Origin of the sequence: Neorhizobium sp. SHOUNA12A, from assembly GCF_023006505.1 — a bacterium.
In the GTDB taxonomy this organism is placed as follows: Bacteria; Pseudomonadota; Alphaproteobacteria; order Rhizobiales; family Rhizobiaceae; genus Neorhizobium.
Window position 1 is genome coordinate 1 of sequence record NZ_JALBGV010000087.1, and the last position, 22,738, is coordinate 22,738.

The 22,738-nt window shown below is 62.2% G+C and carries 24 protein-coding genes, 2 tRNA genes and 2 pseudogenes; 14 read left to right on the plus strand and 14 right to left on the minus strand.

What is annotated here, in order from left to right; all coding sequences use genetic code 11:
- Positions 1–637: ABC transporter ATP-binding protein (locus MOV63_RS26740; protein WP_247038452.1), on the plus strand; the 637-nt coding region annotated here is incomplete at its 5' end.
- Between the two features lie 102 nt (positions 638–739).
- On the plus strand, positions 740–1,084 hold the full coding sequence (locus MOV63_RS26745) for a hypothetical protein (protein ID WP_247038454.1): 345 nt from the start codon (positions 740–742) through the stop codon (positions 1,082–1,084).
- 15 nt (positions 1,085–1,099) lie between these two features.
- Here MOV63_RS26745 and MOV63_RS26750 read toward each other — a convergent pair whose 3' ends face one another.
- Positions 1,100–1,993 carry a S9 family peptidase gene (locus MOV63_RS26750; RefSeq protein ID WP_247038456.1) on the minus strand — a complete coding sequence of 298 codons (894 nt, stop codon included), beginning with the start codon at positions 1,991–1,993 and terminating at the stop codon, positions 1,100–1,102.
- Positions 1,994–2,533: 540 nt separating this feature from the next.
- Positions 2,534–2,869, minus strand: coding sequence for a hypothetical protein (locus tag MOV63_RS26755; protein ID WP_247038458.1), 336 nt, complete (start codon positions 2,867–2,869; stop codon positions 2,534–2,536).
- A gap of 41 nt (positions 2,870–2,910) precedes the next feature.
- Between MOV63_RS26755 and ubiG the strand changes: the two genes are divergently transcribed.
- From ubiG to MOV63_RS26770, 3 genes are all read left to right on the plus strand, one after another.
- The gene (ubiG, locus tag MOV63_RS26760; protein WP_038540224.1) at positions 2,911–3,657 is read left to right on the plus strand and encodes a bifunctional 2-polyprenyl-6-hydroxyphenol methylase/3-demethylubiquinol 3-O-methyltransferase UbiG; all 747 of its coding nucleotides are present in this window, start codon (positions 2,911–2,913) and stop codon (positions 3,655–3,657) included.
- A 64-nt stretch (positions 3,658–3,721) separates the two neighbouring features.
- The gene (locus tag MOV63_RS26765) at positions 3,722–3,991 is read left to right on the plus strand and encodes a type II toxin-antitoxin system ParD family antitoxin (RefSeq protein ID WP_038540221.1); all 270 of its coding nucleotides are present in this window, start codon (positions 3,722–3,724) and stop codon (positions 3,989–3,991) included.
- The gene (locus MOV63_RS26770) at positions 3,991–4,290 is read left to right on the plus strand and encodes a type II toxin-antitoxin system RelE/ParE family toxin (protein ID WP_247038482.1); all 300 of its coding nucleotides are present in this window, start codon (positions 3,991–3,993) and stop codon (positions 4,288–4,290) included. The genes MOV63_RS26765 and MOV63_RS26770 overlap by 1 nt, the downstream gene beginning before the upstream one ends.
- A 283-nt stretch (positions 4,291–4,573) precedes the next feature.
- On the opposite strand, the gene MOV63_RS26775 is transcribed toward MOV63_RS26770, so the two are convergent.
- From MOV63_RS26775 to MOV63_RS26790, 4 genes are read right to left on the minus strand one after another with little or no spacing between them, the layout of a single operon-like run.
- The gene (locus MOV63_RS26775) at positions 4,574–5,002 is read right to left on the minus strand and encodes a DUF1178 family protein (protein WP_247038460.1); all 429 of its coding nucleotides are present in this window, start codon (positions 5,000–5,002) and stop codon (positions 4,574–4,576) included.
- Positions 4,999–5,853, minus strand: coding sequence for a carbon-nitrogen hydrolase family protein (locus MOV63_RS26780; RefSeq protein WP_038540211.1), 855 nt, complete (start codon positions 5,851–5,853; stop codon positions 4,999–5,001). Before MOV63_RS26780 ends, MOV63_RS26775 begins: the two co-directional genes overlap by 4 nt.
- A 12-nt stretch (positions 5,854–5,865) precedes the next feature.
- Positions 5,866–6,123 carry a glutaredoxin 3 gene (gene grxC, locus MOV63_RS26785; protein WP_038548767.1) on the minus strand — a complete coding sequence of 86 codons (258 nt, stop codon included), beginning with the start codon at positions 6,121–6,123 and terminating at the stop codon, positions 5,866–5,868.
- A gap of 58 nt (positions 6,124–6,181) precedes the next feature.
- Complete coding sequence (locus MOV63_RS26790; protein WP_405029388.1) at positions 6,182–6,958, minus strand: ComF family protein; 777 nt, start codon at positions 6,956–6,958, stop codon at positions 6,182–6,184.
- A 58-nt stretch (positions 6,959–7,016) separates the two neighbouring features.
- Here MOV63_RS26790 and MOV63_RS26795 point away from each other — a divergent pair, with 58 nt between their 5' ends.
- A complete protein-coding gene (locus tag MOV63_RS26795) occupies positions 7,017–7,889 on the plus strand; it encodes a class I SAM-dependent methyltransferase (protein WP_247038464.1) in 873 nt (290 codons plus the stop codon).
- 5 nt (positions 7,890–7,894) lie between these two features.
- Here MOV63_RS26795 and MOV63_RS26800 read toward each other — a convergent pair whose 3' ends face one another.
- From MOV63_RS26800 to MOV63_RS26825, 6 genes are all read right to left on the minus strand, one after another.
- Complete coding sequence (locus MOV63_RS26800) at positions 7,895–8,068, minus strand: Flp family type IVb pilin (protein WP_247038466.1); 174 nt, start codon at positions 8,066–8,068, stop codon at positions 7,895–7,897.
- A 47-nt stretch (positions 8,069–8,115) separates the two neighbouring features.
- Positions 8,116–8,436, minus strand: coding sequence for a hypothetical protein (locus MOV63_RS26805; RefSeq protein WP_038584069.1), 321 nt, complete (start codon positions 8,434–8,436; stop codon positions 8,116–8,118).
- A 107-nt stretch (positions 8,437–8,543) separates the two neighbouring features.
- Positions 8,544–8,957: an 8-oxo-dGTP diphosphatase MutT gene (gene mutT / locus MOV63_RS26810; RefSeq protein WP_038584067.1), complete on the minus strand. Its 414-nt coding sequence runs from the start codon at positions 8,955–8,957 to the stop codon at positions 8,544–8,546.
- The gene (locus MOV63_RS26815; RefSeq protein WP_247038468.1) at positions 8,954–9,736 is read right to left on the minus strand and encodes an N-acetyltransferase; all 783 of its coding nucleotides are present in this window, start codon (positions 9,734–9,736) and stop codon (positions 8,954–8,956) included. The genes mutT and MOV63_RS26815 overlap by 4 nt, the downstream gene beginning before the upstream one ends.
- A 6-nt stretch (positions 9,737–9,742) precedes the next feature.
- On the minus strand, positions 9,743–10,984 hold the full coding sequence (gene argJ, locus MOV63_RS26820) for a bifunctional glutamate N-acetyltransferase/amino-acid acetyltransferase ArgJ (protein WP_247038470.1): 1,242 nt from the start codon (positions 10,982–10,984) through the stop codon (positions 9,743–9,745).
- Positions 10,985–11,046: 62 nt separating this feature from the next.
- Positions 11,047–11,916, minus strand: a complete 870-nt coding sequence (locus tag MOV63_RS26825) for a peptidylprolyl isomerase (protein ID WP_051899649.1) — start codon at positions 11,914–11,916, stop codon at positions 11,047–11,049.
- A gap of 255 nt (positions 11,917–12,171) precedes the next feature.
- Here MOV63_RS26825 and secA point away from each other — a divergent pair, with 255 nt between their 5' ends.
- From secA to MOV63_RS26840, 3 genes are all read left to right on the plus strand, one after another.
- On the plus strand, positions 12,172–14,883 hold the full coding sequence (gene secA / locus MOV63_RS26830) for a preprotein translocase subunit SecA (protein ID WP_038540192.1): 2,712 nt from the start codon (positions 12,172–12,174) through the stop codon (positions 14,881–14,883).
- A gap of 171 nt (positions 14,884–15,054) precedes the next feature.
- The gene (locus tag MOV63_RS26835) at positions 15,055–16,476 is read left to right on the plus strand and encodes a lipopolysaccharide biosynthesis protein (protein ID WP_293407813.1); all 1,422 of its coding nucleotides are present in this window, start codon (positions 15,055–15,057) and stop codon (positions 16,474–16,476) included.
- Positions 16,477–16,529: 53 nt separating this feature from the next.
- Positions 16,530–17,756 (plus strand): GNAT family N-acetyltransferase, encoded by a 1,227-nt coding sequence (locus MOV63_RS26840; RefSeq protein ID WP_247038484.1) that lies wholly within the window; start codon positions 16,530–16,532, stop codon positions 17,754–17,756.
- A 14-nt stretch (positions 17,757–17,770) separates the two neighbouring features.
- Here the strand turns inward: MOV63_RS26840 and MOV63_RS26845 are convergent, their stop codons facing one another.
- The gene (locus MOV63_RS26845; protein ID WP_247038474.1) at positions 17,771–19,405 is read right to left on the minus strand and encodes an AMP-binding protein; all 1,635 of its coding nucleotides are present in this window, start codon (positions 19,403–19,405) and stop codon (positions 17,771–17,773) included.
- A gap of 284 nt (positions 19,406–19,689) precedes the next feature.
- Here MOV63_RS26845 and MOV63_RS26850 point away from each other — a divergent pair.
- The 3 genes and pseudogenes from MOV63_RS26850 to MOV63_RS26860 all read left to right on the plus strand — a co-directional run.
- Positions 19,690–19,774: transfer RNA gene (locus MOV63_RS26850), tRNA-Leu, on the plus strand.
- Positions 19,775–20,092: 318 nt separating this feature from the next.
- The gene (locus MOV63_RS26855) at positions 20,093–20,920 is read left to right on the plus strand and encodes an NYN domain-containing protein (protein WP_247038476.1); all 828 of its coding nucleotides are present in this window, start codon (positions 20,093–20,095) and stop codon (positions 20,918–20,920) included.
- Positions 20,921–20,960: 40 nt separating this feature from the next.
- Positions 20,961–21,293 (plus strand): annotated as a pseudogene (locus MOV63_RS26860) (integrase); the annotation flags it as partial.
- A gap of 39 nt (positions 21,294–21,332) precedes the next feature.
- Here MOV63_RS26860 and MOV63_RS26865 read toward each other — a convergent pair.
- A tRNA-Arg gene (locus MOV63_RS26865) sits at positions 21,333–21,409 on the minus strand.
- Between the two features lie 289 nt (positions 21,410–21,698).
- Between MOV63_RS26865 and MOV63_RS26870 the strand changes: the two genes are divergently transcribed.
- Together MOV63_RS26870 and MOV63_RS26875 are read left to right on the plus strand one after the other, a co-directional pair.
- The gene (locus MOV63_RS26870) at positions 21,699–22,214 is read left to right on the plus strand and encodes a disulfide bond formation protein B (RefSeq protein WP_247038478.1); all 516 of its coding nucleotides are present in this window, start codon (positions 21,699–21,701) and stop codon (positions 22,212–22,214) included.
- A gap of 175 nt (positions 22,215–22,389) precedes the next feature.
- Positions 22,390–22,738 (plus strand): annotated as a pseudogene (locus MOV63_RS26875) (cation:proton antiporter); the annotation flags it as partial.

Here is a 22,738-nt window from a genome sequence, read left to right on the forward strand (position 1 = left end):
GCGCCGCCCGACCGCGTTCCTGCTCGACGAGCCGCTGTCGAACCTCGACGCCGAGTTGCGCGTCTCGACCCGCGCCGAACTCGCCGCCCTCCACGCCCGCCTCGGTTCGACGATGATCTACGTCACCCACGACCAGGTGGAGGCGATGACCCTTGCCCACCGCATCGTCGTCATGCGCGCCGGCAAGATCGAACAGGTCGGCACGCCGCTCGACCTCTACAACACGCCCGCCAACCGCTTCGTCGCCGGCTTCATCGGCGCGCCGCACATGAATTTCCTGGCCGGCGAAGTCACCGAGTTGCAGACCGGCACCGCAACGCTTACGACATCCGGCGGCCACCGCCTTCTCGTGCCGTTCTCGGGCCATTCGCTTTCCGTCGGCGACAAGCTGACGATCGGCATCCGCCCGCAGCACATCACGCTTGCCGGCGACCCCGGCAGTCTCGCGGTCAAGGTGCGCCTCGTCGAGGCGCTCGGTTCCGAGACGGTCATCCATGCGGATCTGAACGGCGAAAAGCTGCTTGCGGTGGTTTCCGGCCAGAAGCCCATTTCGCCGGGCGACGAAGCCTATTTCTCCGTCGCCGGCGCACCGCTGCACCTGTTCGACCGGAATGGGTTGAGGGTGAAGGGGACGTGAACCGCGCCTTGCGGCGGTTCATTAGGATAAGCTGATAACCCGATGATAAGAAGTTGAACGCTAATATGCCCCTGGGGCAAAGCGTCATCATTGGGAAAGATCATGGGCGAGTATCAGAACAGAGCTGTCGCACTGGTAACGGCAAGCGCGGGTGAAAATTTCAGCTTCGACCGGGAGCAACGCAGCCAGGCCTGTCTCGTGGCCGCGATAGAACTTTTTTACGTTCTTGGCGGTTCTGCCGAAGGGCTTGCAACTGCCGCGGCCACTGCTGCCGCCAGGCCTGCCCCCGCCATCGATACCGCAATTGGCGAGCTGATGAAGGAGATTGCCGCGATCGGCGCCATGAAGGATCTCGACATCATGCAGGCAGCGTACAATACGCTCGACCAGCAGATGCGAGCGATCAAGGTAGATCGAGCAAGACGCAGCCGCTACGACCGCTTTTGACCTGCGCGTCTCCCTCTAGAGATAGCCGCTGAAAAAGGCCAACGTTGCCCGCCGCATCTCCGCCGTCTCGCGGTGACCGACGCCCGCTTGCGGCAGAAACACCAGCGCACCGAGCGCCCGGGCCCTCAGATAGGCGGCTTCCGTCTCGGCAAAGGCGCGCTCCACCGCGTCAGGCGGTGTCAGCGGATCGTCCCAGCCGACGCAGATCAGCTGCGACCGCGGCGCCACCAGCCCGGCAATTTCGCCGATAGAGGTCTCGTTGAGCAGCCCCGGCACGGTCAGGTAATGGCCGTGCAGATCATGGGCGCCGATTTTGACCAGCGTCGCGAAATCCGCATAACAACACAGATGCGCCGTCGCCTTCACCCTCGGATCGATCGCCGCCAGGAAATAGGCGAGCGTCGCCCCCATCGACAGCCCCGAGATGCCGATCCTTTGCGGATCGACCTCCGGGCGGCCGATGAGCCAGGTCAGCGCCGCCGCTTGTTCGGACAGCATCTGTCCGAACAATGTTTTGCCGTGCCAGAGCGCCGCCTTGGTCGCGGCATCCTCCGTCACCCCGGCCCGCTCGCCAAACGTCGGCATGTCGATGCAAAGCGCCACATAACCTTCGCGCGCCAGAACCGGCCCCGGGGCGTCGAGTAGAGCCGGCCGGCCGTCGACCAGTTCCGATGCGCCGATATCCCAGCGAGCGCCGTGTGCATGGGCATAGAGGATCGCCGGGCCGCGGGTGAGGAAGCCTTCGCTCGGCCGGGTCAGGAAGCCACGCACTTCCGCGCCGTCGTTCAACCGAAACCGCAACCTTTCGAGAATATAGCCGTCGCGGTTTTCCGCGGAACTGTCCGCCAGCGTCAGGGAGACCTCTTCGAAGGCAAGCAGTTCCTTCAATCGCTCAACCGTGATCGCCATCTTGCCCTCCTCCCGGTGCGCCACCCCTCCCCTCCAGAGAGGATAACCGCGATCTGTGCCTGCCAGATCTTCAAAGACATAGACGAAATCTCATCCCCTCGCATCCCCGCCTTATGGTCTCATGCCTACAATCTGCCCGTCCCGTTTCGGCTACACCGGCCCGCATAACCGGCGAACGGGACCGGTGCCTTGATGATCCGCCGTCATGCAGGCGGATTGCCAGGGGCTGCGCAGAAAATGGTCCTCCTCTCGCTCTGAGGCGGGGCGTGCGTGTGTCGCACACAACCCGGTATGGCATTCCGCAAGGACGCAAGACCATACCGCCGCAGAGGGACCGGAGTTGCGCGGAAAAACAGACCGAACGGGACACGTCGCGTGTCATTATTAAAATTTCCATTCGAGGCACCCGACGTGTCCCGGCCGACCTGAAAACCGCAAAAGCACCAAGGGATGAGTACGCCTTGAGATTGGGCAAGGAAGAACATGGATAAGCCAGATCTTAGCGATTACGAAAAGCTTCGCGCCGAACAGCACGAGGAATTATGCCGCGCCACGGCGTCGATCTGCTTTCTGGACAGCGGCTTCTGCCATTTGCGCGCCTGCCGCCGCCGGCGTGTCTGCAGCGGCCCGATGCTGCCATCGGCGCATCAGATCTGGAAAGTCCGTGCCCAGCAGGAAATCGGCCTGAGCGGCAAGGCCTGCGCCGACCTTCCGCTTTGCATCGCCAATCGCGAACCGCAACATTATGAACTCTTCAAACAGACCTTGCAGAAGCTTCAGCAGATAGCGATCGATGAACCGAACCTCGACGTGCTCCGCGCCTGCATCTTGGTTGCGGCAAGGCGGCGCGCCAAGAAACATCTCTTGACTTCTCATCCGCTGCATCCGACTTCAACAGCGGAACAAGGAGTAGAGCCATGACCGAAGCCGCCCGCACGACGATCGACCAGAGCGAAGTCGACCGGTTTTCCGCGATGGCCGCCGAGTGGTGGGACCCGACCGGCAAGTTCAAGCCCCTCCACAAGTTCAACCCCGTGCGGCTCGCCTATCTCCGCGACCGCATCTGTGAAAACTTCGGCCGCGACGGCAAGAGCCACCTTCCGCTTTCCGGCCTGCGCATCCTCGATATCGGCTGCGGCGGCGGCCTGCTCTCCGAGCCGATCGCCCGCATGGGCGCAACCGTGGTCGGCGCCGACCCGTCGGAAAAGAATATCGGCATCGCCTCCACCCATGCCGCCGAGACCGGCACCTCGGTCGATTACCGTGCCGTCACCGCCGAGCAGCTCGCCGAAGCCGGCGAGACATTCGACGTCGTGCTGAACATGGAAGTGGTCGAGCATGTCGCGGACGTCAATTTCTTCATGACGACCTGCGCCAACATGGTCCGCCCCGGCGGCCTGATGTTCGTCGCCACCATCAACCGCACCTTCAAGGCGGGCGCGCTTGCGATCTTCGCTGCCGAAAACATCCTGCGCTGGCTGCCCCGCGGCACCCATCAGTACGAAAAGCTGGTCCGCCCGGAAGAGCTCGAAAGGCCGATCTCCTCGGCCGGCATGGACATCATCCACCGCACCGGCGTCTTCTTCAACCCGCTGCAGGACCGCTGGAACCTGTCGCCGGACATGGACGTCAACTACATGATGCTGGCCAAGCGGCCGGCGTGAGACAACTTCCAAGGCCTGCCGTTGCTGTGATAAGCTTCGCAAAGCTTCCTTTTGGAGAGACCCGATGGGCGAGGCCGTGAAAATCACCGTGACGCTGGAGCCGGACATCCAGGATTTCGTTCGCAACGAGGTCGAACGCGGATCGTTTGCGTCGACCAGCGAGTATATCGAGACGGTCTTGCGCCAGCGCCAAGAGCGCGAACGCGCACGCCAGCAGCTTGACGCGGAATTGCAGAAGGGGCTCGACGATGTGCGGGCCGGCCGAGTGGTGCCGATCGACGAAGCATTCGCGGAAGTCCGTAGAAGGTTGGGCATCACCAAAAGCGGGCGGTGATGAAAGTCACCCTGTCGCGGGAAGCCATCGAGGATCTCGTCAGGATCGGCGACTATATCTTTCCGTCAAATCCCGTTCGCGCCGATACCTTCGTCACGGAACTGGAGAGCAAGTGCCTCCAGCTGGCGAAAATGCCGCTCGCTTTCTCCAAGGTGCCGCATAGCAGCGCCGCCCATATCCGCCGTCGGTCGCATGGGAGTTACCTCATCTTTTACGAGATTTTGGATGCGGAGTTGGTCGTTTTGAGGATTCTTCACGGCGCCCAGGACTACGAGAGCATCCTCTTCCCCGACGATTGATCATCCCCGCCGCCTCCCGCTCGGCTACACTCTCACTGGCAGCACATGCGCAAGCAGGTCGGTCTAATTCTCCGTATTGCGCGCGGAAAGTTCGCGCACTCGGGCTCGGTCGATGACGATCCTTTCGCCGTTCGGTCCGTAGGGTTCTTTGAAATGAATGAAAGACTTTCGGGTTCGCTGGCCTGAAGACTGGAGGCTCGCGAAATCGAACTCCTTCGACCTCAGCGCCTTTATGAAGAGCGCCGAACAGGCCGAAATTTAGATGACCAGCCGTCCCGTTCATTCAGTTCGCGTCTTCGGGAATGACCGGCAGAGGCGCGATCTCGATGCCCTCGTCGAGGAGGTCGCGCACCTCGCCGAGGCTTGCCTGGCCGATGATGCCGCGGGCATCGGCCTCGCCGTAGTGGATCTTGCGGGCTTCCTCGGGAAACTTCTCGCCGACGTCCTCGGCATTGGCCTTGATCGCCGCCACCGCTTCCTTGAGCTTGGCGATCGCCTCGCGGCGTGCCAGGTCCATCACCATCTCCTGCTTCTCTTCTTGCCTGCGGGCGGTCGAAACGGAGGGCGCCATCAGCGTCTTGGAGATCGCAGCGGAATTGCAGACCGGACAGGTCAGGAAGCCGCTCGCGACCTGCCGATCGAAATCGGCGCTTTCCGAAAACCAGCCTTCGAACGCGTGGGCATTGTCGCAGGAGAGGGAATACTTGATCAAGCGGCCACCTCTCCCGCCGCGTCGGGAACCGCATCGAGCGAGAACTCGCGGGCGTTCTTGAGGTTGGGGATCTTTCCCCGGGCTGCGGCGACTGCGGCAATATCGATGTCGGCGAGCACGACGCCTTCGCCGGTGCCGCCGGCAGACGCCAGCACCTTGCCCCAGGGGTCGACGATCATCGAATGGCCAAATGTCTCGCGGCCGTCTTCATGCACGCCCCCTTGAGCGGCGGCGATCACGAAGGCACCGTTCTCGATCGCCCGGGCACGCAGCAGGATTTCCCAATGGGCCTCGCCGGTCTGGCGGGTGAAGGCGGCCGGCACGGTCAGGATCTCGGCGCCGGCCAAGGCTTCGGTGCGGAAAAGCTGCGGGAAACGCACGTCGTAGCAGATCGCGAAACCGAGCTTGGCGAACGGCAGGCCGGCGACCCGCGCTTCGCTTCCCGGCTCATAGGCCGAGCTTTCGCGCCAGCTCTCGCCATTGTCCAAATCGACATCGAACATATGGATCTTGTCATAGGTGCAGATCTGCCGGCCGCTCGGCGCAAACAGGAAGGCGCGGTTGGCGATCTTGCCGCCGTCGACGGCGATCGCCGTCGAGCCGATATGCAGGTGAATGCCGAGTTCGCTCGCCAAGCTGCGGGCGGTCGAAACAATGATATCGCCCGCCTCGTCGCGCAGCACCGCGCGCATGGCCTTGCGGTCCCGCTGTAGGAAACCGGTCATCTCCGGGGTCTGGATATAGGTCGCCCCGTGCGCCGCGGCTTCACGCACCAGCCGCGCCATGTCGGCGGCATTCTTTTCCGGATCGACGCCGGAGCACATCTGGATGGCGGCAGCCTTGAAAGCCATGGAAGAAACCTCTCAGTTCGCCAGAATCGGGTCCAGCTTGCCGGCCCGGTCGAGTGCGTGCAGATCGTCGCAGCCGCCGACATGTGTGCCGTCGATGAAGATCTGCGGGAAGGTCGAGCGGCCGTTCGCCTTGCCGATCATTTCCTGGCGCAGTTCCTGCGAATAGGTGGCGTCATGCTCGGTATAGGCGACGCCCTTTGTATCCAGCAAAGCTTTTGCGCGCGCGCAGTAACCGCAATATTCGCGGGTATAGATAGTGACCTCTGCCATGATCGTCTCCGGGCGCGACTAGGCGGGGAAAGGCCGCGCGCAATAGTGTTTTCTTCTGTCATATAGGCCCGCCGACAGCCATTGCAAAGGTCAAAACAGTGACCTCCGCAGCGCCGGCTTTCCGCAAGGCACGCGTGGCCGAAGAAACCGTCGCGCCGGTGGTGTAGACGTCGTCGACCAGCACCAGCCGCTTGCCGAAGACGCGGTCCTCATGGCGCGGCGCGACCGCAAAGGCCGCCCGCACATTGTCCTCGCGGGCCCGCGCCGTAAGCCCCACCTGCCGGTTGGTACGCTTGACGCGAATGAGGGTAGACGGCAGGAACGGCCGGCCGGATTTCTGCGACAGATGCCGTGCGAGCTCCGCCGCCTGGTTGAATTTGCGCGAGGCGAACCGCGACCGATGCAGCGGCACCGGCAGGATGGCGTCACAGTTTTCCACGTAACCATCGGAGGCGCGCAGCATCCAGCCGGCCATCATCCCCGCAAGGTCGGTGCGGTCGCGGTATTTCAGCGAATGGACGAGGTCGCGGGCGGCGCCCTCGAAGATTGCCGTCGAGCGCAAACGGTCGAAGACGGGTGGTTCCGCAATCGCCTGCGCCGACAGAATGCCTGGCCCCGGATCATAGGAAAACGGCAGGCCGAGCTTCTCGCAATAGGGCCGTTCGATGAAACGGATTTCCCGCCAGCAGGAGGGGCAGAAGCCCTGATGCGCGCCGGTCCGCACCCCGCAGCCGGGACAGATCGGCGGATAAACGAAATCGCCGATCCATCTCGTCCACCCCGCGGCGAACGATGTTAAAAGTCGCAGGGCATTGACGTTCGGCTCGGCGGACATGACTTGACAATAGCGGATGGAACGCGCCTTTGCGACGGCAGAATACGAGTGGACGACCATGGAAATTCTCTTCGACGAACAGCTGGTGAGTGCCCGCCGCAGACGGGCGATAACCACTCAGGACAACAACGCCGCCTTTCTTCTGGATATCGCCGGCCGCGAGCTTGCAGACCGGTTGGCGGTCGTCGAGCGCCGCTTCGAGACGGCGGTCGAACTCCATGGCGGAACCGGCATCGCCGCCCGCGAAGCGCTTGCCACCGGCAAGATTGGCACCATCCGCCGGATCGAAACCGACGAGACCTTTGCAAAGCCCGGAGATGCCTTCACGGCCGCTCCATTGGAGGACGTGCCGCTCGAACCGGATTCCGTCAACCTGGTCCTGTCGCCACTGTCGCTGCATCTGGTCAATGATACGCCCGGCACGCTGATCCGCATTCGCCGAGCACTGAAGCCGGACGGGCTTTTCCTGGCGGCGATCCCAGGCTCGGGCACGCTGCAGGAAATGCGGGACGTCCTTCTGTCCGCCGAGGCCGAACTGACCGGCGGGGCAAGCCCGCGCGTCATTCCATTTGCCGATGTGCGCGATGTCGGTGCTCTGCTGCAGCGGGCGGGCTTCTCGCTGCCGGTCGTCGATGCCGAGACCTACACGGTGCGTTACGACTCGCTGTTCCCGCTGATGCGGGATCTGCGGGCCATGGGCATGACCAATCCGCTCGCGGGACGCAGTCGCGTGCCGGTGACGAGGCGTTTCTTCGTGAGAGCTGCAGAACTTTATGCAGAGCGTTATTCCGATCCGGACGGCCGCATCCGCGCGACATTCTCGATCATCTACGCATCCGGCTGGGCACCGCACGAAAGCCAGCAAAAACCGTTGAAGCCGGGCTCCGCCAAGATGCGGCTGGCCGACGCCTTGCGCAAGGAAACGGAATAGAAGCTTTAGCGGGTGGCGTTTTCGTAGGTCGTGGCGATCCCGCCGAACATGTTGTTCATCAGGTCGTAGTAACTGCCGAGCGCGATAAACAGCGTCACCGCCAGAATGGAAACGATGAGGCCGTATTCCACGGCCGTCGCGCCGCTGTTATTATTCAGAAGGAACCTGAAAAGGCGCATGAACTGACCTTTGGATCAAATGGGAGTCCGGCCTCAAAGTCCCGGCGTCAGCAGTCGCTGCCGATGCCATAGCCTTGTACGATGCAGACCGAACCGGGCGTTTCCTGCAATACGCTGCGCCGGATCGTATAATGTCTTGCTCCCTTTTCGCCGGGCTTGATGGAGCCCGTGCTGATCAGGTCGAAATCTTCCTGGACATGCGCCAGACGGCGCTCGTCATTGCGGCTGGCGAGCATCGGCGTCACGATCAGCGAAAGAGCGATCGCGGCCGTCCCGAACAGGAGTGCGATATTCAGCGCGCCGGTTTTGCCGGAGCCATGCGTCGTCCGCTGACGGACCCGCACAGTTTTCCAGAATTCCTCGTCCATGCCTTCTAAAGCCTCATCAACGCGTTACCGGATAAGCCTTGAAGGTGCCACAATCGGCTAAACGATCCCTTAACGCCGTATGAATTCGGCGGCTCTAATTTTATCGATCAGAGGAGATCCTGCAGGATCGGGATCAACGGCTCGTCGGCCGGCGGCATTGGGTAGTCCCGCAGCGCGTTCGGCCGCACCCATTTGATCGCCTGCCCTTCCCGCCCCGTCGGAATGCCTTCGAAGCGACGGCAGATGTAGAGCGGCATCAGCAGGTGGAAGGTCTCGTAGGTGTGGCTGGCGAAGGTGAGCGGCGCAAGGCAGGGGATTTTGGTCTGGATGCCGAGCTCTTCCTCGAGCTCGCGCACCAGCGTCTCCTCCGGTGTTTCACCCGGCTCGACCTTGCCGCCGGGAAACTCCCAGAGGCCGGCCAGCGACTTGCCTTCCGGCCGTTGCGCCAGAAGGATGCGGCCGTCGGTATCGATCAGCGCGCAGGCGGCGACGAGCAGGATCTTGCGGGGGTTGTCGCTCATGCCCGGCTTTCCTGCCGCCAATAGCGGTATTCGTAGGCCTTGCGGAAGCCGAACTTCCGATATAGCGCCAGCGCCGGTTCGTTGGTCGAGACCACCTGCAGCCAGGCCGACCGTGCACCGCTGATGCGGGCCCAGCGCAGCGCCGAGGACAGGATCTCGGTGCCGAGACCCTCGCGCCGGTGCGCCTTGGCGACGGCAAAAGAGATGATGCCAGCCAGATCGTTGTCCTGGACGCAGAGCGCTACGGCCGCGGCTCCTTCCTGCGGATTCTCCTTGATGAAGAAGCCGGAGGTCGGCTTGATCGAACTCAGGATCTCGGCAAGCGCCGGCTTCAGCGCCGGATCTTCGTTATCGATCGCCAGGCTCGCGTCGCAGAACCGGCCGATATCGTGGCTCGGCAGGTGATCGAGCGTGTCCGGCAGTTCCAGTTCGGTGAGGCTGACGGTCAGGACGTCGACGGTCTCGAACGCCCGCCAGCCGGCGGCATTGAGGTGGTCGATGAGCTTCGGAGGAGCAAGCGGCGTCTCCCGGACGACCAGCTGCCGGCCATAGTCCTCGAACCGCTTGCGCGCCTTCTCGAGCCGCATCGCCATGTCGCGGTGATCGGACGGGTCGAGCGGCACGATGCAGTTCAAGCGCTTGGAAGGATGACCGCCGGTCAGCCGCACCTGCCAGCTGCCGTCATAAACGACGGAAGCCGCCGGCCAGGCTCGAAAGCCGACGGCTTCGAGCCGCCGGACCAATGGCAGATCGTTCTGAGGAGATGATGCTTCGTTCAATTCCTGTCAGCTCCGGTAGTCGCCGTTGATGGCAACATATTCCTTGGTGAGGTCGCAGGTCCAGACGGTCGCACGGCCGCTGCCGAGACCGATATCGACCTTCACCGGAATGTCCTGTTCTTTCATGACGGCGGTGGTCGCTGCTTCGGAATAGGCCGGATCGCGCTCACCGTCGACGGCGACGCGCACGTCGCCGAACCAGATCGCCAGCCGGTCGCGGTCGGCCATTTCGCCCGACTTGCCGACGGCCATGACGATACGGCCCCAATTGGCGTCTTCGCCGGCGATCGCGGTCTTGACCAGCGGCGAGTTGGCGATCGACAGCGCGATCACCTTTGCCGCGGCATCGCTTTCAGCGCCGGTGACGGTGATCTCGACCATCTTGCGCGCACCTTCGCCGTCGCGAACGACCTGCAGGGCCAAATCCTTGAGCAGGTCATTGAGCGCGGCGCGGAAGCTTGCGAGACGCGGATCGTCGGCGGTCTCGACACGGACCTGGCCATCTTCGGCGGCGGCACCGGTGGCAAACAGCATCAGCGTATCGGAGGTCGAAGTATCACTGTCGACGGTGACCGAGTTGAAGCTTGGGCCGACGCCGGCGGACAGCAGGCTCTGCAGTGCCGGCGACGCGATGTCGGCATCGGTCGCCACGAAGGACAGCATGGTCGCCATGTCGGGGGCGATCATGCCGGCGCCCTTGGAAATGCCGTTGATCGTCACCTTGACGCCGCCGATATCGGCGGTGCGGGTCGCGACCTTCGGATAGGTGTCGGTGGTCATGATTGCTCGTGCCGCTTCCAGCCAGAAGTCGCCGGTGGCGCCGCTGTTCATGTCGCCGAGCACGCCTGCGAATTTCGTTGCGTCGAGCGGTTCGCCGATCACGCCGGTCGAAGCGAGATAGACCTCGTTCTTGCCGCAGCCGACCGCCTCGGAGGCCGACTTAGCGGTGACTTCAGTCGCAGCCTTGCCCCTGACGCCGGTAAAGGCGTTGGCATTGCCGGAATTGACGACCACGGCGCGCGCCACCCCGTGCGACAGATTGGCGCGGCAGAAATCGACCGGTGCCGAGGGGCACTTGGAGCGGGTGAAGACGCCGGCGACGGTCGCGGGCTTGTCGAACACCATCAGCAGCACGTCGGTGCGGTTCTTGTACTTGATCCCGGCGGCGGCAGTCGCCATCCGCACGCCGCGGATCGCCGGCATGTCGGGATAGGATTTCGGAGCGAGCGGCGAAACGGAATCGGACATCGGATAATTACCTGGCTCAAATAGGAAAAGGGCCCGGAAGATCCGGGCCCGTCGTCAAATGATTACTGCTGCACCGGGACGTCGCCGTCCTGCATCTTACTGACGTCTTCATATCCCTTCTTGAGGGCCGCATCCTTGATGTCGATCTTCTGCTCGCTCTTGGCCTTGGTGATCAGAGCCACATACTTGTCGCGCATCACCAGCTGCTTGACCTGGTCCTCGACCTGGTCGAAAGCCGGTGCCGGAGCATCGCGCGTGTCTTCCAGCTTGATGACGTGATAGCCGAACTGCGACTTGACCGGCGTCTTGGAATATTCGCCCTTCTTCAGCGCGAAAGCGACTTCCTCGAATTCCGGAACCATGCGGCCGCGGCCGAACCAGCCGAGATCGCCGCCTTCATCCTTGTTGGAATCCTGGGACTTTTCCTTGGCGATCGCGGCAAAATCCTTGCCCTTGTCGAGATCGGCGATGATCGCCTTGGCCTCGTCCTCGGTCTTTACGAGGATGTGGCGGGCATGCACCTCTTCCTGCTTCGGCAGGGAAGCGATTTCCTTGTCGTAACGGGCCTTGACCTCCGCCGGGGTGGTGGCGTCGATCACATGCTTGCGGAAATAGGCGTTATGCAGCTCGCGGTCGGCGATATAATCCATCCGCTTCTTGAAGTCCGGGGTGTCCTTGATGCCTTCGGCGAGAGCGCCCTTGGCGAGCAGCTTGACGTCGATGGCGCCGGAAAGGGCTGCGACCTTCTTCTGTTCGTCCGGAAGCTGGGCGAGCTGCGGATCCAGGTTCTGGACCGCAATCTCCAGTTCCGACTGGTGAATTTCGAGGTCGCCGACCTTGGCAACGACCGGATCCTCCGCCGCAAAGGCGGGAGCCTGGCAGAGGATCGCGGCGGCCAGCGCGGCCGTCATGAGAAACTTGTGGCGCAACATCGATAAAGACCTTTCGATTAAGGATACCGGTTTCAGAACGTCTGATTCCAGCCAGAAAACCTTCACAAACACCGGATTGTGGCCATTCTGTATCGGCCGCCACCGTTGACATCATTCGACCCCCCTCTTATCTGTCACGCAACTTCGCGTCCAGCAGAGTTTCCGGGCGTGACAGGTCATTTTATCGGTATCAGAAACCGATGGTTCGACCGGTCCCGCGCCCCCATGGGACAGATTTCAGAAAGGACCATTCGTATGGTCAGCCTTGGCGGCATCGCCCGCAAATTGTTCGGTTCGGCAAACGATCGTCGCGTGCGCGGCTACCAGCCGACTGTCGACGCCATCAATGCTATCGAGGAGAAGACCAAGGCTCTCTCCGACGAACAGCTTGCGGCCCAGACGGTCGAGTTCAGGAAACTGCTCTCCGAGGGCAAGACGCTCGACGACATCCTGGTTCCGGCCTTTGCGGTCGTGCGCGAGGCTTCCCGCCGGGTGCTCGGCATGCGCCCGTTCGACGTGCAGCTGACCGGCGGCATGATCCTTCACGACGGCGCGATTGCCGAGATGAAGACCGGCGAAGGCAAGACGCTGGTGGCGACGCTGGCGGTCTACCTGAACGCGCTCGCCGGCAAGGGCGTCCATGTGGTCACCGTCAACGACTACCTCGCCCAGCGCGACGCCCATACGATGGGCAAGCTCTACGGCTTCCTGGGCTTGACCACGGGCGTCATCGTCCATGGCCTCAGCGACGAAGAGCGCCACGCCAATTATGCCTGCGACATCACCTACGCCACCAATAACGAACTGGGCTTCGATTATCTGCGCGATAACATGAAGTACGAGCGTAGCCAGATGGTCCAGCGCGGCCACAATTACGCGATCGTCGACGAAGTGGACTCGATCCTGGTCGACGAGGCGCGCACGCCGCTGATCATCTCCGGCCCGCTCGACGACCGTTCGGAACTCTATAACACGATCGACGCCTTCATCCCCGCACTGACGCCTGATGACTACGAGATCGACGAAAAGCAGCGCTCTGCCAACTTCTCCGAGGTCGGCACCGAAAAGCTCGAGAACCTGCTGCGTCAGGCGGGCCTGCTGAAGGGCGAATCCCTCTACGACGTCGAGAACGTCGCAATCGTCCACCACATCAACAACGCGCTGAAGGCCCACAAGCTCTTCACCCGCGACAAGGACTATATCGTCCGCAACGACGAGATCGTCATCATCGACGAATTCACGGGCCGCATGATGCCCGGCCGCCGTTATTCGGAAGGCCAGCACCAGGCGCTCGAAGCCAAGGAAAAGGTGCAGATCCAGCCGGAGAACCAGACGCTCTCCTCGATCACCTTCCAGAACTATTTCCGCATGTACGGAAAGCTCGCCGGCATGACCGGTACGGCGCAGACGGAAGCGGAAGAGTTTGGCAACATCTACAAGCTCGAAGTGGTCGAAGTGCCGACCAACCTGCCGATCCAGCGTATCGACGAGGACGACGAGGTCTACCGGACCTTCGACGAGAAGTTCAAGGCGATCATCGAAGAGATCAAACAGGCCCATGAACGCGGCCAGCCGGTCCTGGTCGGCACCACGTCGATCGAAAAATCCGAACTGCTGGCGACTATGCTGCGCCAGTCGGGCTTCAATAATTTCCAGGTCCTGAACGCCCGTTACCACGAGCAGGAAGCCTATATCGTGTCGCAGGCCGGTGTGCCGGGCGCCGTCACGATCGCCACCAACATGGCCGGCCGCGGTACCGACATCCAGCTCGGCGGCAATATCGACATGCGCCTCGAACGCGAACTCGAAGGTATGGAGCCGGGTCCGGAGCGCGATGCACTGGAAGCGGCAAGCCGCGAAGAGGTCAAACAGCTCAAGGAGAAGGCGCTTGCCGCCGGCGGCCTCTACGTGATCGCCACCGAGCGCCACGAAAGCCGCCGCATCGACAACCAGCTGCGCGGCCGCTCCGGCCGTCAGGGCGACCCGGGCCGTTCGAAATTCTACCTGTCCCTCCAGGACGACCTGATGCGCATCTTCGGCTCCGACCGGATGGACAGCATGCTGCAGAAGCTCGGCCTCAAGGAAGGCGAGGCGATCGTCCATCCGTGGATCAACAAGGCGCTCGAACGCGCCCAGAAGAAGGTCGAAGCCCGCAACTTCGACATCCGCAAGAACCTTCTGAAATACGACGACGTCACCAACGACCAGCGCAAGGTGATCTTCGAACAGCGCATCGAGATGATGGATTCGGAAGACGTATCCGAGACCGTCGAGGACATGCGCAGCGAGGTGATCGAGGTTCTGGTCGCCAAGCACATTCCCGAACGCGCCTATGCCGAACAGTGGAATGCCGCGGGCCTTCGCGAAGACGTCGGCCGGATGCTGAACCTCGACCTGCCGATCGAAGACTGGGTCAAGGAAGACGGCATCGGCGAGACCGATATCCGCGAACGCATCACCGAGGCTGCCGACAAGGCAGCGGCCGAGCGCAAGGAGCGTTTCGGCGCCGATATCATGACCTACGTGGAGCGTTCCGTGCTGCTCCAGACGCTCGACCACCTGTGGCGCGAGCATATCGTCAATCTCGACCACCTGCGCTCGGTCATCGGTTTCCGCGGCTACGCCCAGCGCGATCCGCTGCAGGAATACAAGGCGGAAGCCTTCGAGCTGTTCCAGGCGCTGCTTGCCAACCTGCGCGAGGCGGTCACCGCCCAGCTGATGCGCGTCGAGCTGGTGCAGAACCCCGAGCCGCCGCAGCCGCCGGCGATCTACGACGAACAGCATGTCGATCCGACGACCGGCCTCAACCAGGTCACCGGCTTCGACAGCGAGAACTTCATCGCCGCACCGGCGGACCGCCGTCCGGAAGATCCCTCCACCTGGGGCAAGATCGGCCGCAACGAGGCCTGCCCCTGCGGATCCGGCAAGAAATACAAGCATTGCCACGGCGCCTTCGAACAGGCCTGATTTTTCTGCGAAAACCCTGTCCTTTCAACGCCGCCCCTCCCCGGGCGGCGTTGTCGTTTCCGCCGCGGGACCCGCGCGACCGTCAATCCTTTAACGTCTGGGCGAACCCTTTCTTAACCCTGCTGTGGCAACACTTTTGCCCATTGTTCCCGTCGTCGTTACGAGTATTGCGTGCCCATCATGGCGGTTATCGAAACAGCGGAAAGATTGCTTCCGCCTGGTCTGAGGACCCGGCTGGCACCGCTGACGCGCAAGCTCCAATCGATCCTGACCGATGACGACGAGACGGCCCGCGCCCAGCGCCGCGCGCTGACCGCTTTCGTGATCCGCGTCGCAAGCGCTGCCATCGCCTTCGTGTCGCAGATCGTGCTCGCCCGGCTGATGGGCGAGTTCGAATACGGCATATTCGCCTTCGTCTGGGTTCTGGTCGTGCTTGCCGGCAATCTCTCCTGCCTCGGCTTCCACACCTCCGTCATCCGTTTCCTGCACCAGCACAGGGCGCGCGACGAGGTGGCGACGGTGCGCGGGCTCAATCTCGCCGTCCGCCTGGTGGCGCTCATCTCTGCAAGCACGGTGGCCGGCCTCGGTTTCCTGTTCCTGCATGTCTACGGCCACACGGTCGAGGCCTATTACCTCGTGCCGGTGTCGCTCGCCTTCTTCACCATCCCGATGATCGCGCTCGGCGACGTGCTCGACGGCACCGCGCGCTCGAACGGTTGGACGGTGACGGCGCTGAGCCCCACCTACCTGATCCGCCCGACCCTGATCCTCGTGTTCATGCTGGCCGCACTCTGGTTCGGCGCCGACCACACGGCCGTCACCGCCATGCAGGCAGCCCTTGCGGCAACCTATGTCACGACGCTCTCGCAGCTTCTGCGCCTGACGCTGCGCCTGCGCCGGCTTTACGGCCCTGGCCCGATGCAGTTCGAGATGGGCGCCTGGTTCCGCTATTCGCTGCCGCTCTTCCTTGTCGACGGCATCGGCTTCCTGCTGACCAATGCGGATGTCGTCGTTGTCGGCCTTTACCTGCCGCCGGACCAGGTCGGCATCTATTATGCCGCGGCAAAAACGATCGTGCTGGTCCAATTCGTCTACTTCTCGATCAAGGCTGCCGCCGGCCCCCGCTTTTCCGCGATCATGGCCGAGGAGGACATGACGGCGCTGGCCGCCTTTGCCGGCCAGACCGCGCGCTGGAGTTTCTGGCCGTCGCTTGCCGTCGGCCTTATGGCGCTCGCTTCCGGCGAGCTGCTTCTGTCGCTGTTCGGCAGCGCGTTTACGGCCGGCTATTGGCTGATGGCGATCCTGTTTTGCGGTATCCTTGCCAAATCGATGGTCGGGCCCGGCGAGGTCCTGCTCAGCATGGCCGGCCGCCAGAAACTCTGCGTCCTGCTCTACGGCGTGACGCTTTTGGCGAGCATCGGCCTCAATATCGCGCTGATCCCCCGCTTCGGCCTGACGGGTGCGGCCATGGCCACGGCGTCGGCGATGATGATCGAGGCGATCCTGTTGCATATCGCCGTCCGGCGCACGCTCGGCATCGTGCTCTTCGCCTTTGCCGATCCGACGCCCTCTGCTCCTTCAAAGGCTTCCTGATCATGGCGCAACCTCCATTCAGCAGCGAATTCGAGGGCAATGGCGGCGGCCGGATGAGCATGGTCCAGGCGTTCCGCGCCGAGCGGCCGGATGCCGATACCCATCTCCAGGTCGGCCGGCCCGGCCGCGAACTCTGCCTCTATCCCGCCGCCTTCGGTTACGACCTGCAGGAAGAACTCGAATTCCTCTCCAACCGCGCGCTCGAGCCGAACATCTTCTTTTCGGCCCGGCTGCTCGCCCCCGCCATGCCGCGGGTCGAGGACAAGCAGGTGCGCCTGGCGCTGATCCGCGACGAGATCGGCGCGCGCAGCCGCATGCGGCTGCTGATGCCGTTCACTGTCGAGAAGCCCGGCTTTTCCGTCGGCGCCTCGATCATCCGCGCCTGGGCCAATCCCTTCGGGCCGGTCGGCACACCGCTCGTCGACGCGGAAGATTCAGCCGAGACGATCGACAACCTTTTCGACGCGCTCAGCATGCGCGAAGCCCGCCTGCCCTCCGTGCTCGTTATGCCGGACGTTCGGCTCTCCGGGCCGTTCGCGCAGCTCGCCAAGGCGGTCGCGATCGGCCGCAACCTGCCGGTTGCCGTTACCGATCCCCATCTCCGACCGATGCTCGAAAGCCTGCTCGACGGCGAGGCCTATCTCAAGCACTCGATCTCGTCGCACCACTACCGCGAAATGCGCCGCCTGTGGCGCAATCTCGGCAACAAGGGCTCGCTCAGCTATTCGGTCGCCCGCCAGCCGGAAGAGATCCGGTTGCGGATGGAGGAATTCCTGGCACTCGAAGCCAAGGGCTGGAAGGGCCGCAAGCGCTCGGCCTTGATCAACGACCGCTACCGCGCCGCCTTTGCCCGCGAAGCGATCACCAACCTGGCGGAAATCGACGCGGTCCGCATCCACACCATCGATTTCGACGGCCGCGCGATCGCCTCGCTCATCGTCTTCATCATGGCCGGCGAGGCCTATACGTGGAAAACCGCCTACGACGAGAGTTTTTCCCAGTTCTCGCCCGGCAAGCTCTTGATGGTGAAGCTGACCGAATGGCATCTCGACGACGCCAACATCGTGCGCACCGACAGTTGCGCGGTTCCCGACCATCCGATCATGAGCCGTTTCTGGGAAGAGCGCGAGGAAATGGGGACGCTGGTGATCGGCCTGCGCCAGAACGGCGACCGCGACGTGCGCCAGGTGGCAGCCCAGCTTCACCTCTACCGCAACACCCGCAACATGGCCCGCATGCTGCGCGAGAAGATCATGTCGCTCGCCGGCCGTTCGGAATAATCACGCCGTAACGATCACTCGGCGGCTGCCTTGTCGCGCAGCAGCCGGCGGATGACTTTACCACTGGTGGTCAGTGGGATGTCGTCGACGAAGGCGACCTCACGCGGATATTCATGCATCGACAGCCGCGTCTTCACCCAGTCCCGGATTTCCGCGGCGAGTTCGTCGCTCGGGCGATAGCCGGGTGCAAGCGCGATATAGGCCTTGACGATCTCGGTGCGGATCGGGTCCGGCTTGCCGACCACGGCCGCCAGCCGCACCGCCGGATGGCCTGTCAGACAGTCCTCGATCTCGCTCGGCCCGATGCGGTAACCGGAGGAGGTGATGACGTCGTCGTCCCGCCCGACGAATTCCACATAACCGTCGCGGTCCTTTCGTCCGAGATCGCCGGTGATTAGCCAGTCGCCGACGAACTTCGCTTCCGTCGCGGCCTCGTCGTTCCAGTAGCCGAGGAACATCACCGGATCGGGTCTGCGGATGGCGATCTGCCCCATCTTGCCGGCCGGCAGCTCGATGCCCCTGCCGTCGACCACCGCTACATGATGGCCCGGCACCGCCCGTCCGATCGCTCCGCCGCGCGACACACCGAGATTGGCAGCCGAGGACAACACGAAATTACATTCGGTCTGGCCGTAGAATTCGTTGACCGTCAGCCCCAGCGCCGCCTTCGCCCAGTCATAGGTCTCGCGGCCGAGCGCCTCGCCGGCCGACGCGATCGTCCGCAGCTTGAGATCGTATTTTTCGAGCGGGTTTTCGACGGATTTCAGGAGCCGCAGCGCCGTCGGCGGAATGAAGGCGTTGCGCACATCCATCTCGCTCATGATGCGAAAAGCCATGTCCGCGTCGAATTTCTGGGCCGGCGAAGAGACGACCGGAATGCCGAGCATCAGCGCCGGCATCAGCACGTTGAGCAGGCCGCCCGCCCAGGCCCAGTCCGACGGCGTCCAGATCCGGTCCCCTTGCTGCGGCGCAAATTCATGCGCCAGCTGGAAACCCGGAATATGGCCGGCCAGCACCCGATGGCCGTGCAGCGCCGCCTTCGGCGGGCCGGTCGTGCCGGAGGTGAAGATCATCAGCGCAGGATCGTTCGGCCCGCTGTCGACGACCTTAAACAGCGGGGGATGGGCGGCGATCAGCGCGTCGAGCGCCAGCAGGCCTTCGCCGGATGGCGTATCGCCGGTGACGATCACATGCCGCAGCTCCGACAGCTTTTCGCTTAAGGCTGCCAGCCGCGACAGGCCGAAGGGATTGGTGACGATCGCCGCAGCACCCGATGCCTTCAGCCGGTATTCGAGCGCCTCGGCCCCGAACAGAAGCGCCAGCGGCAGGGCGATGCCGCCCATCTTGTAGATCGCCACATGCGCAATCACCGTCTCGAAACTTTGCGGCAGAAGAAGTGCGACGCGGTCGCCAGGCTTGAGGCCAAGCGCGACAAAGGCGTTCGCAAGCGAGGCGGATCGCCCGGACAGCTCGCCATAGGTCAGCGCCCGATGAGCACCATCCGGGCTGAAATGCTGGAGACAGATGCGCTCCGGAAATTCTTTCGCCCAGGCATCGCTGACCACCTCCCCCATGTTGAATCGCTGCGGGATCTCCCAGGCGAAATCGTCAAAAAGGTCTTCATAGGAGGTGTGGGCAGGCAGTTTCATGGGCAGCGCTTCTATTTTTGCTGCACCAGCTAACATCCGGGATGCTTAAAATACAAGGGGGACACGGGAGGGGACCTGACATGGCGGCCTCCGGAGGCCCAGGCGGCACGCATGTTCCGGGAGGCGCCAAAGACGGCGATCTGCCGCCGAGGATCGGGAAAAACGACATCGAGTGGCCTTGATCCGGGACAATTTCGCAGCTGCGAGGCATGCGGGATTGCAACCTCACTTCACCCTTGCATGCCGGTGCGGGCCCGTGATAGAGCGCATACCGCTACCCAAGTGCCCCGTTGGCGGAATTGGTAGACGCGCCTGACTCAAAATCAGGTTCCGAAAGGAGTGCTGGTTCGATTCCGGCACGGGGCACCACATCTCTTAAAAGCTTTGAATTGGTTCCGATTTTCCGGCGCAGGGACCGCGCGCGCGGAGCACTGGATTGAAGTGACGAATGAGCTCGGCATCAAATGGGAGAAGTGGCGCATCCGCGTCTGCCGACAAGAATGCTTTAAATATCTTTAATCGTTAAGCGAAATATTTTCCGCCTCCCATTACATACTACAAAACTATGCCGCAACCTCCGGCTGTTCCCGCCTCGGATTATTCTAAAGATCTAGCCAATTTATGGAACGGTGCGCTAAGGTAATAGCGACCAGATACACTAGCGATTTTCCGCAGAGGTTTTTAGCCATGCTTTACAGTACAGGTTATAGCGGCCCCTCAGGTACTTCATATATGTTTGTCGATGCTGCTTCCCTGCGAGGTTATACGGCGAACATTTCAAGGCGCTTCTTTAATGAATACAAATTTGAGTTTGACTTAAAACGTGTGGCATCGGGGTATAGTCGCGTCTTTTATTATGACGCTCTACCGATTAGGGAGCGCAATGAAGAAGAGGCCATATATCTAGCACGCACTGCCGAGCAACGTGAGATATTGGAGCAAGCTGCGGCTGTTGACGGAGTGCATGTTTACGAGGGGGACGCGCATCGCCGAAAAAATAAAAGCCCGGGTGGGTTGGAGCAAAAAAAAGTCGATGTCATGATAGCGGTCGATATGCTTACCCACACCTTCCGCCGCAATATGCATCAGGCGGCGCTGTTAACTGGTGACAATGATTTCAAGCCGTTGGTTGACGCCTTGGTGAGAGAGGGTATGCAAGTCACCCTATGGTATCCCCCAGGCGAAACCAATAAAGAGCTTGTAAACGCTGCGGACAGCCGGCGAGCGCTTGATCTGCAAGTGCTGTGGAACTGGATGACCGATGAAAGCCGCATCAACTTCCGCATTCCTCAGCCTGTCAATATCAATCCATCAATAGAACGAGGCGTTCTTATTAGTGAGTGGGTTCATGAAAGCGTCAGATTTCAACTGAGGAAGGACGGCGAACAGTATGTTGTCTTAAGAGACGGAGATCAGCTCAACCGACTGCGCGTTACCCATGAAAATTATGATCTGCTTTCCGCTTTTTGTGTGGGAATGGGGTATCCGTTGCCGAGCCTTCAAACAAAGGGCTGAACATGTCCTTCCCGAGAGAAGGGTGACAGTTCATACCGGAGAGCGGCCGCACCAAGCCCTTGACATGGCTTGCCCGGCAGAGCGCTACCACGCTTCACCACGACCCTATCGCGGCCTGCCGGAGCTCGACTATCCGGTCCACGACCAGACCGTGACCGTCACGACATGCGGCCGCATCTGCTACAAGCGAAAGAAGATCAATCTTAGCCGGGTCTTTGCCGGACAGGCCGTCGGAATCAAACAGGTCGAAGACCGTATCTGGCTCGTCAGCTTCATGGATTACGATCTGGGATATATCGATGACGAGACATGCAGGCTCGAACCACTGCCGAACCCTTTCGGCTCAAAAGTGTTACCTATGTCTCAGGAATAAACCTGTAACCCATGCGTCCAGAACGGACCGTGGGGAAAATGGCGCACCCGACAGGATTCGAACCTGTGACCTTTGGAATCGGAATCCAACACTCTATCCAGCTGAGCTACGGGTGCTAACCTGAAAGACGATGACTCGTCTCCGTCCGATGGTGGTTCTTAACTCAGGATGTTGCCGGCATCAATCGCCAATTTGCGGCGGATGCAAATCATCTGGTGGCGGCGTTCTATTTGTGGCATCCGCGGCTTCCGGCGGTCCTTATCCCATGGTCCCGGCACTGGCCGTTGCCTTGTCCCCGGAAAGCCCGGTCTTCAATTCAAGATAATTTGTCTTACCGCGCCGCCGCATCTGCTCTAAGTGAGGCCATGGCACCCCTGCCGGTCGAAACCATTTTAGGAGAGGCGCATGGCGCTGACAGCTTCCACACCCCGGTCCCGCGTCGGCATAGGCTATGCCATCGTCCTGACGCTCGGCATGGCGGCGACGGTCGGCGGGGCGCTGGCTTTCCAGTATATCGGCGGCTATATCCCTTGCGCGCTCTGCCTTCTGCAGCGCAATCCCTATTATTACGGCATTCCGGTCGGCATTCTGGCGATCGTCGTCTCGATGATCGGCCTGCCCGCCTGGGTCACCCGCGCGCTGCTGGTCGTCATCGGCGTGATGATGCTGGTCGGCGCCGGCATGGGCGTCTATCACTCCGGCGTCGAATGGGCCTTCTGGGAAGGTCCGGCAAGCTGCGGCGGCGGGGCTGGCGTCACCACCAATGCCGGCAGCCTGCTGTCGGACCTGAACACGGTTCACGGCCCCTCCTGCACGCAGGCAGCCCTTCGCGTGCTCGGCCTCTCGTTTGCCGGCTGGAACGTGATTGCCAGCATCATCCTGGCGGCCATCGCATTCGTCGGGGCCAAAAAGGCGGCCTGAACAACCTGATGCGGAACAATCCGGGGCCTGGCTGGACCGGGCCCCTTCCGTTTCCGGGCTATGCGCCGATCGCTTCGATCGGCCCGAACACAGGGCCGGCGTCGCGCGGATCTCTGGAACAAAATTGCGCAGACCTGCCGCTGACAAAGGCTTCGACGGCCTCTAAGATTGTGGCATGAACTTCTTCGAGAGCCTGCTCGTCCTGCTGCTTGTCGCGATCGTGCTTCTGCAGATTTCGCGCCGGCTTTCCGTGCCCTATCCGTCGATGCTGGCGCTGGCGGGTGCCGCGGTCGCGCTGGTGCCGGGCATGCCTTATATCTCGCTGGACCCGGAAACGGCGCTCGCGCTGTTCATTGCGCCGGCGCTGCTCGATGCGGCGTTCGATTTTCCGATCGGGATTGCCCGCCGGTTCTGGCTGCCGCTGCTGGTGTTTGCGATCGGCGGCGTATGCGTGACCGCGGCTGCCGTCGCCTTCGTCGGCTGGACGGTGGCTGGATTGCCGATCGCAGCGGCGCTGGTGCTCG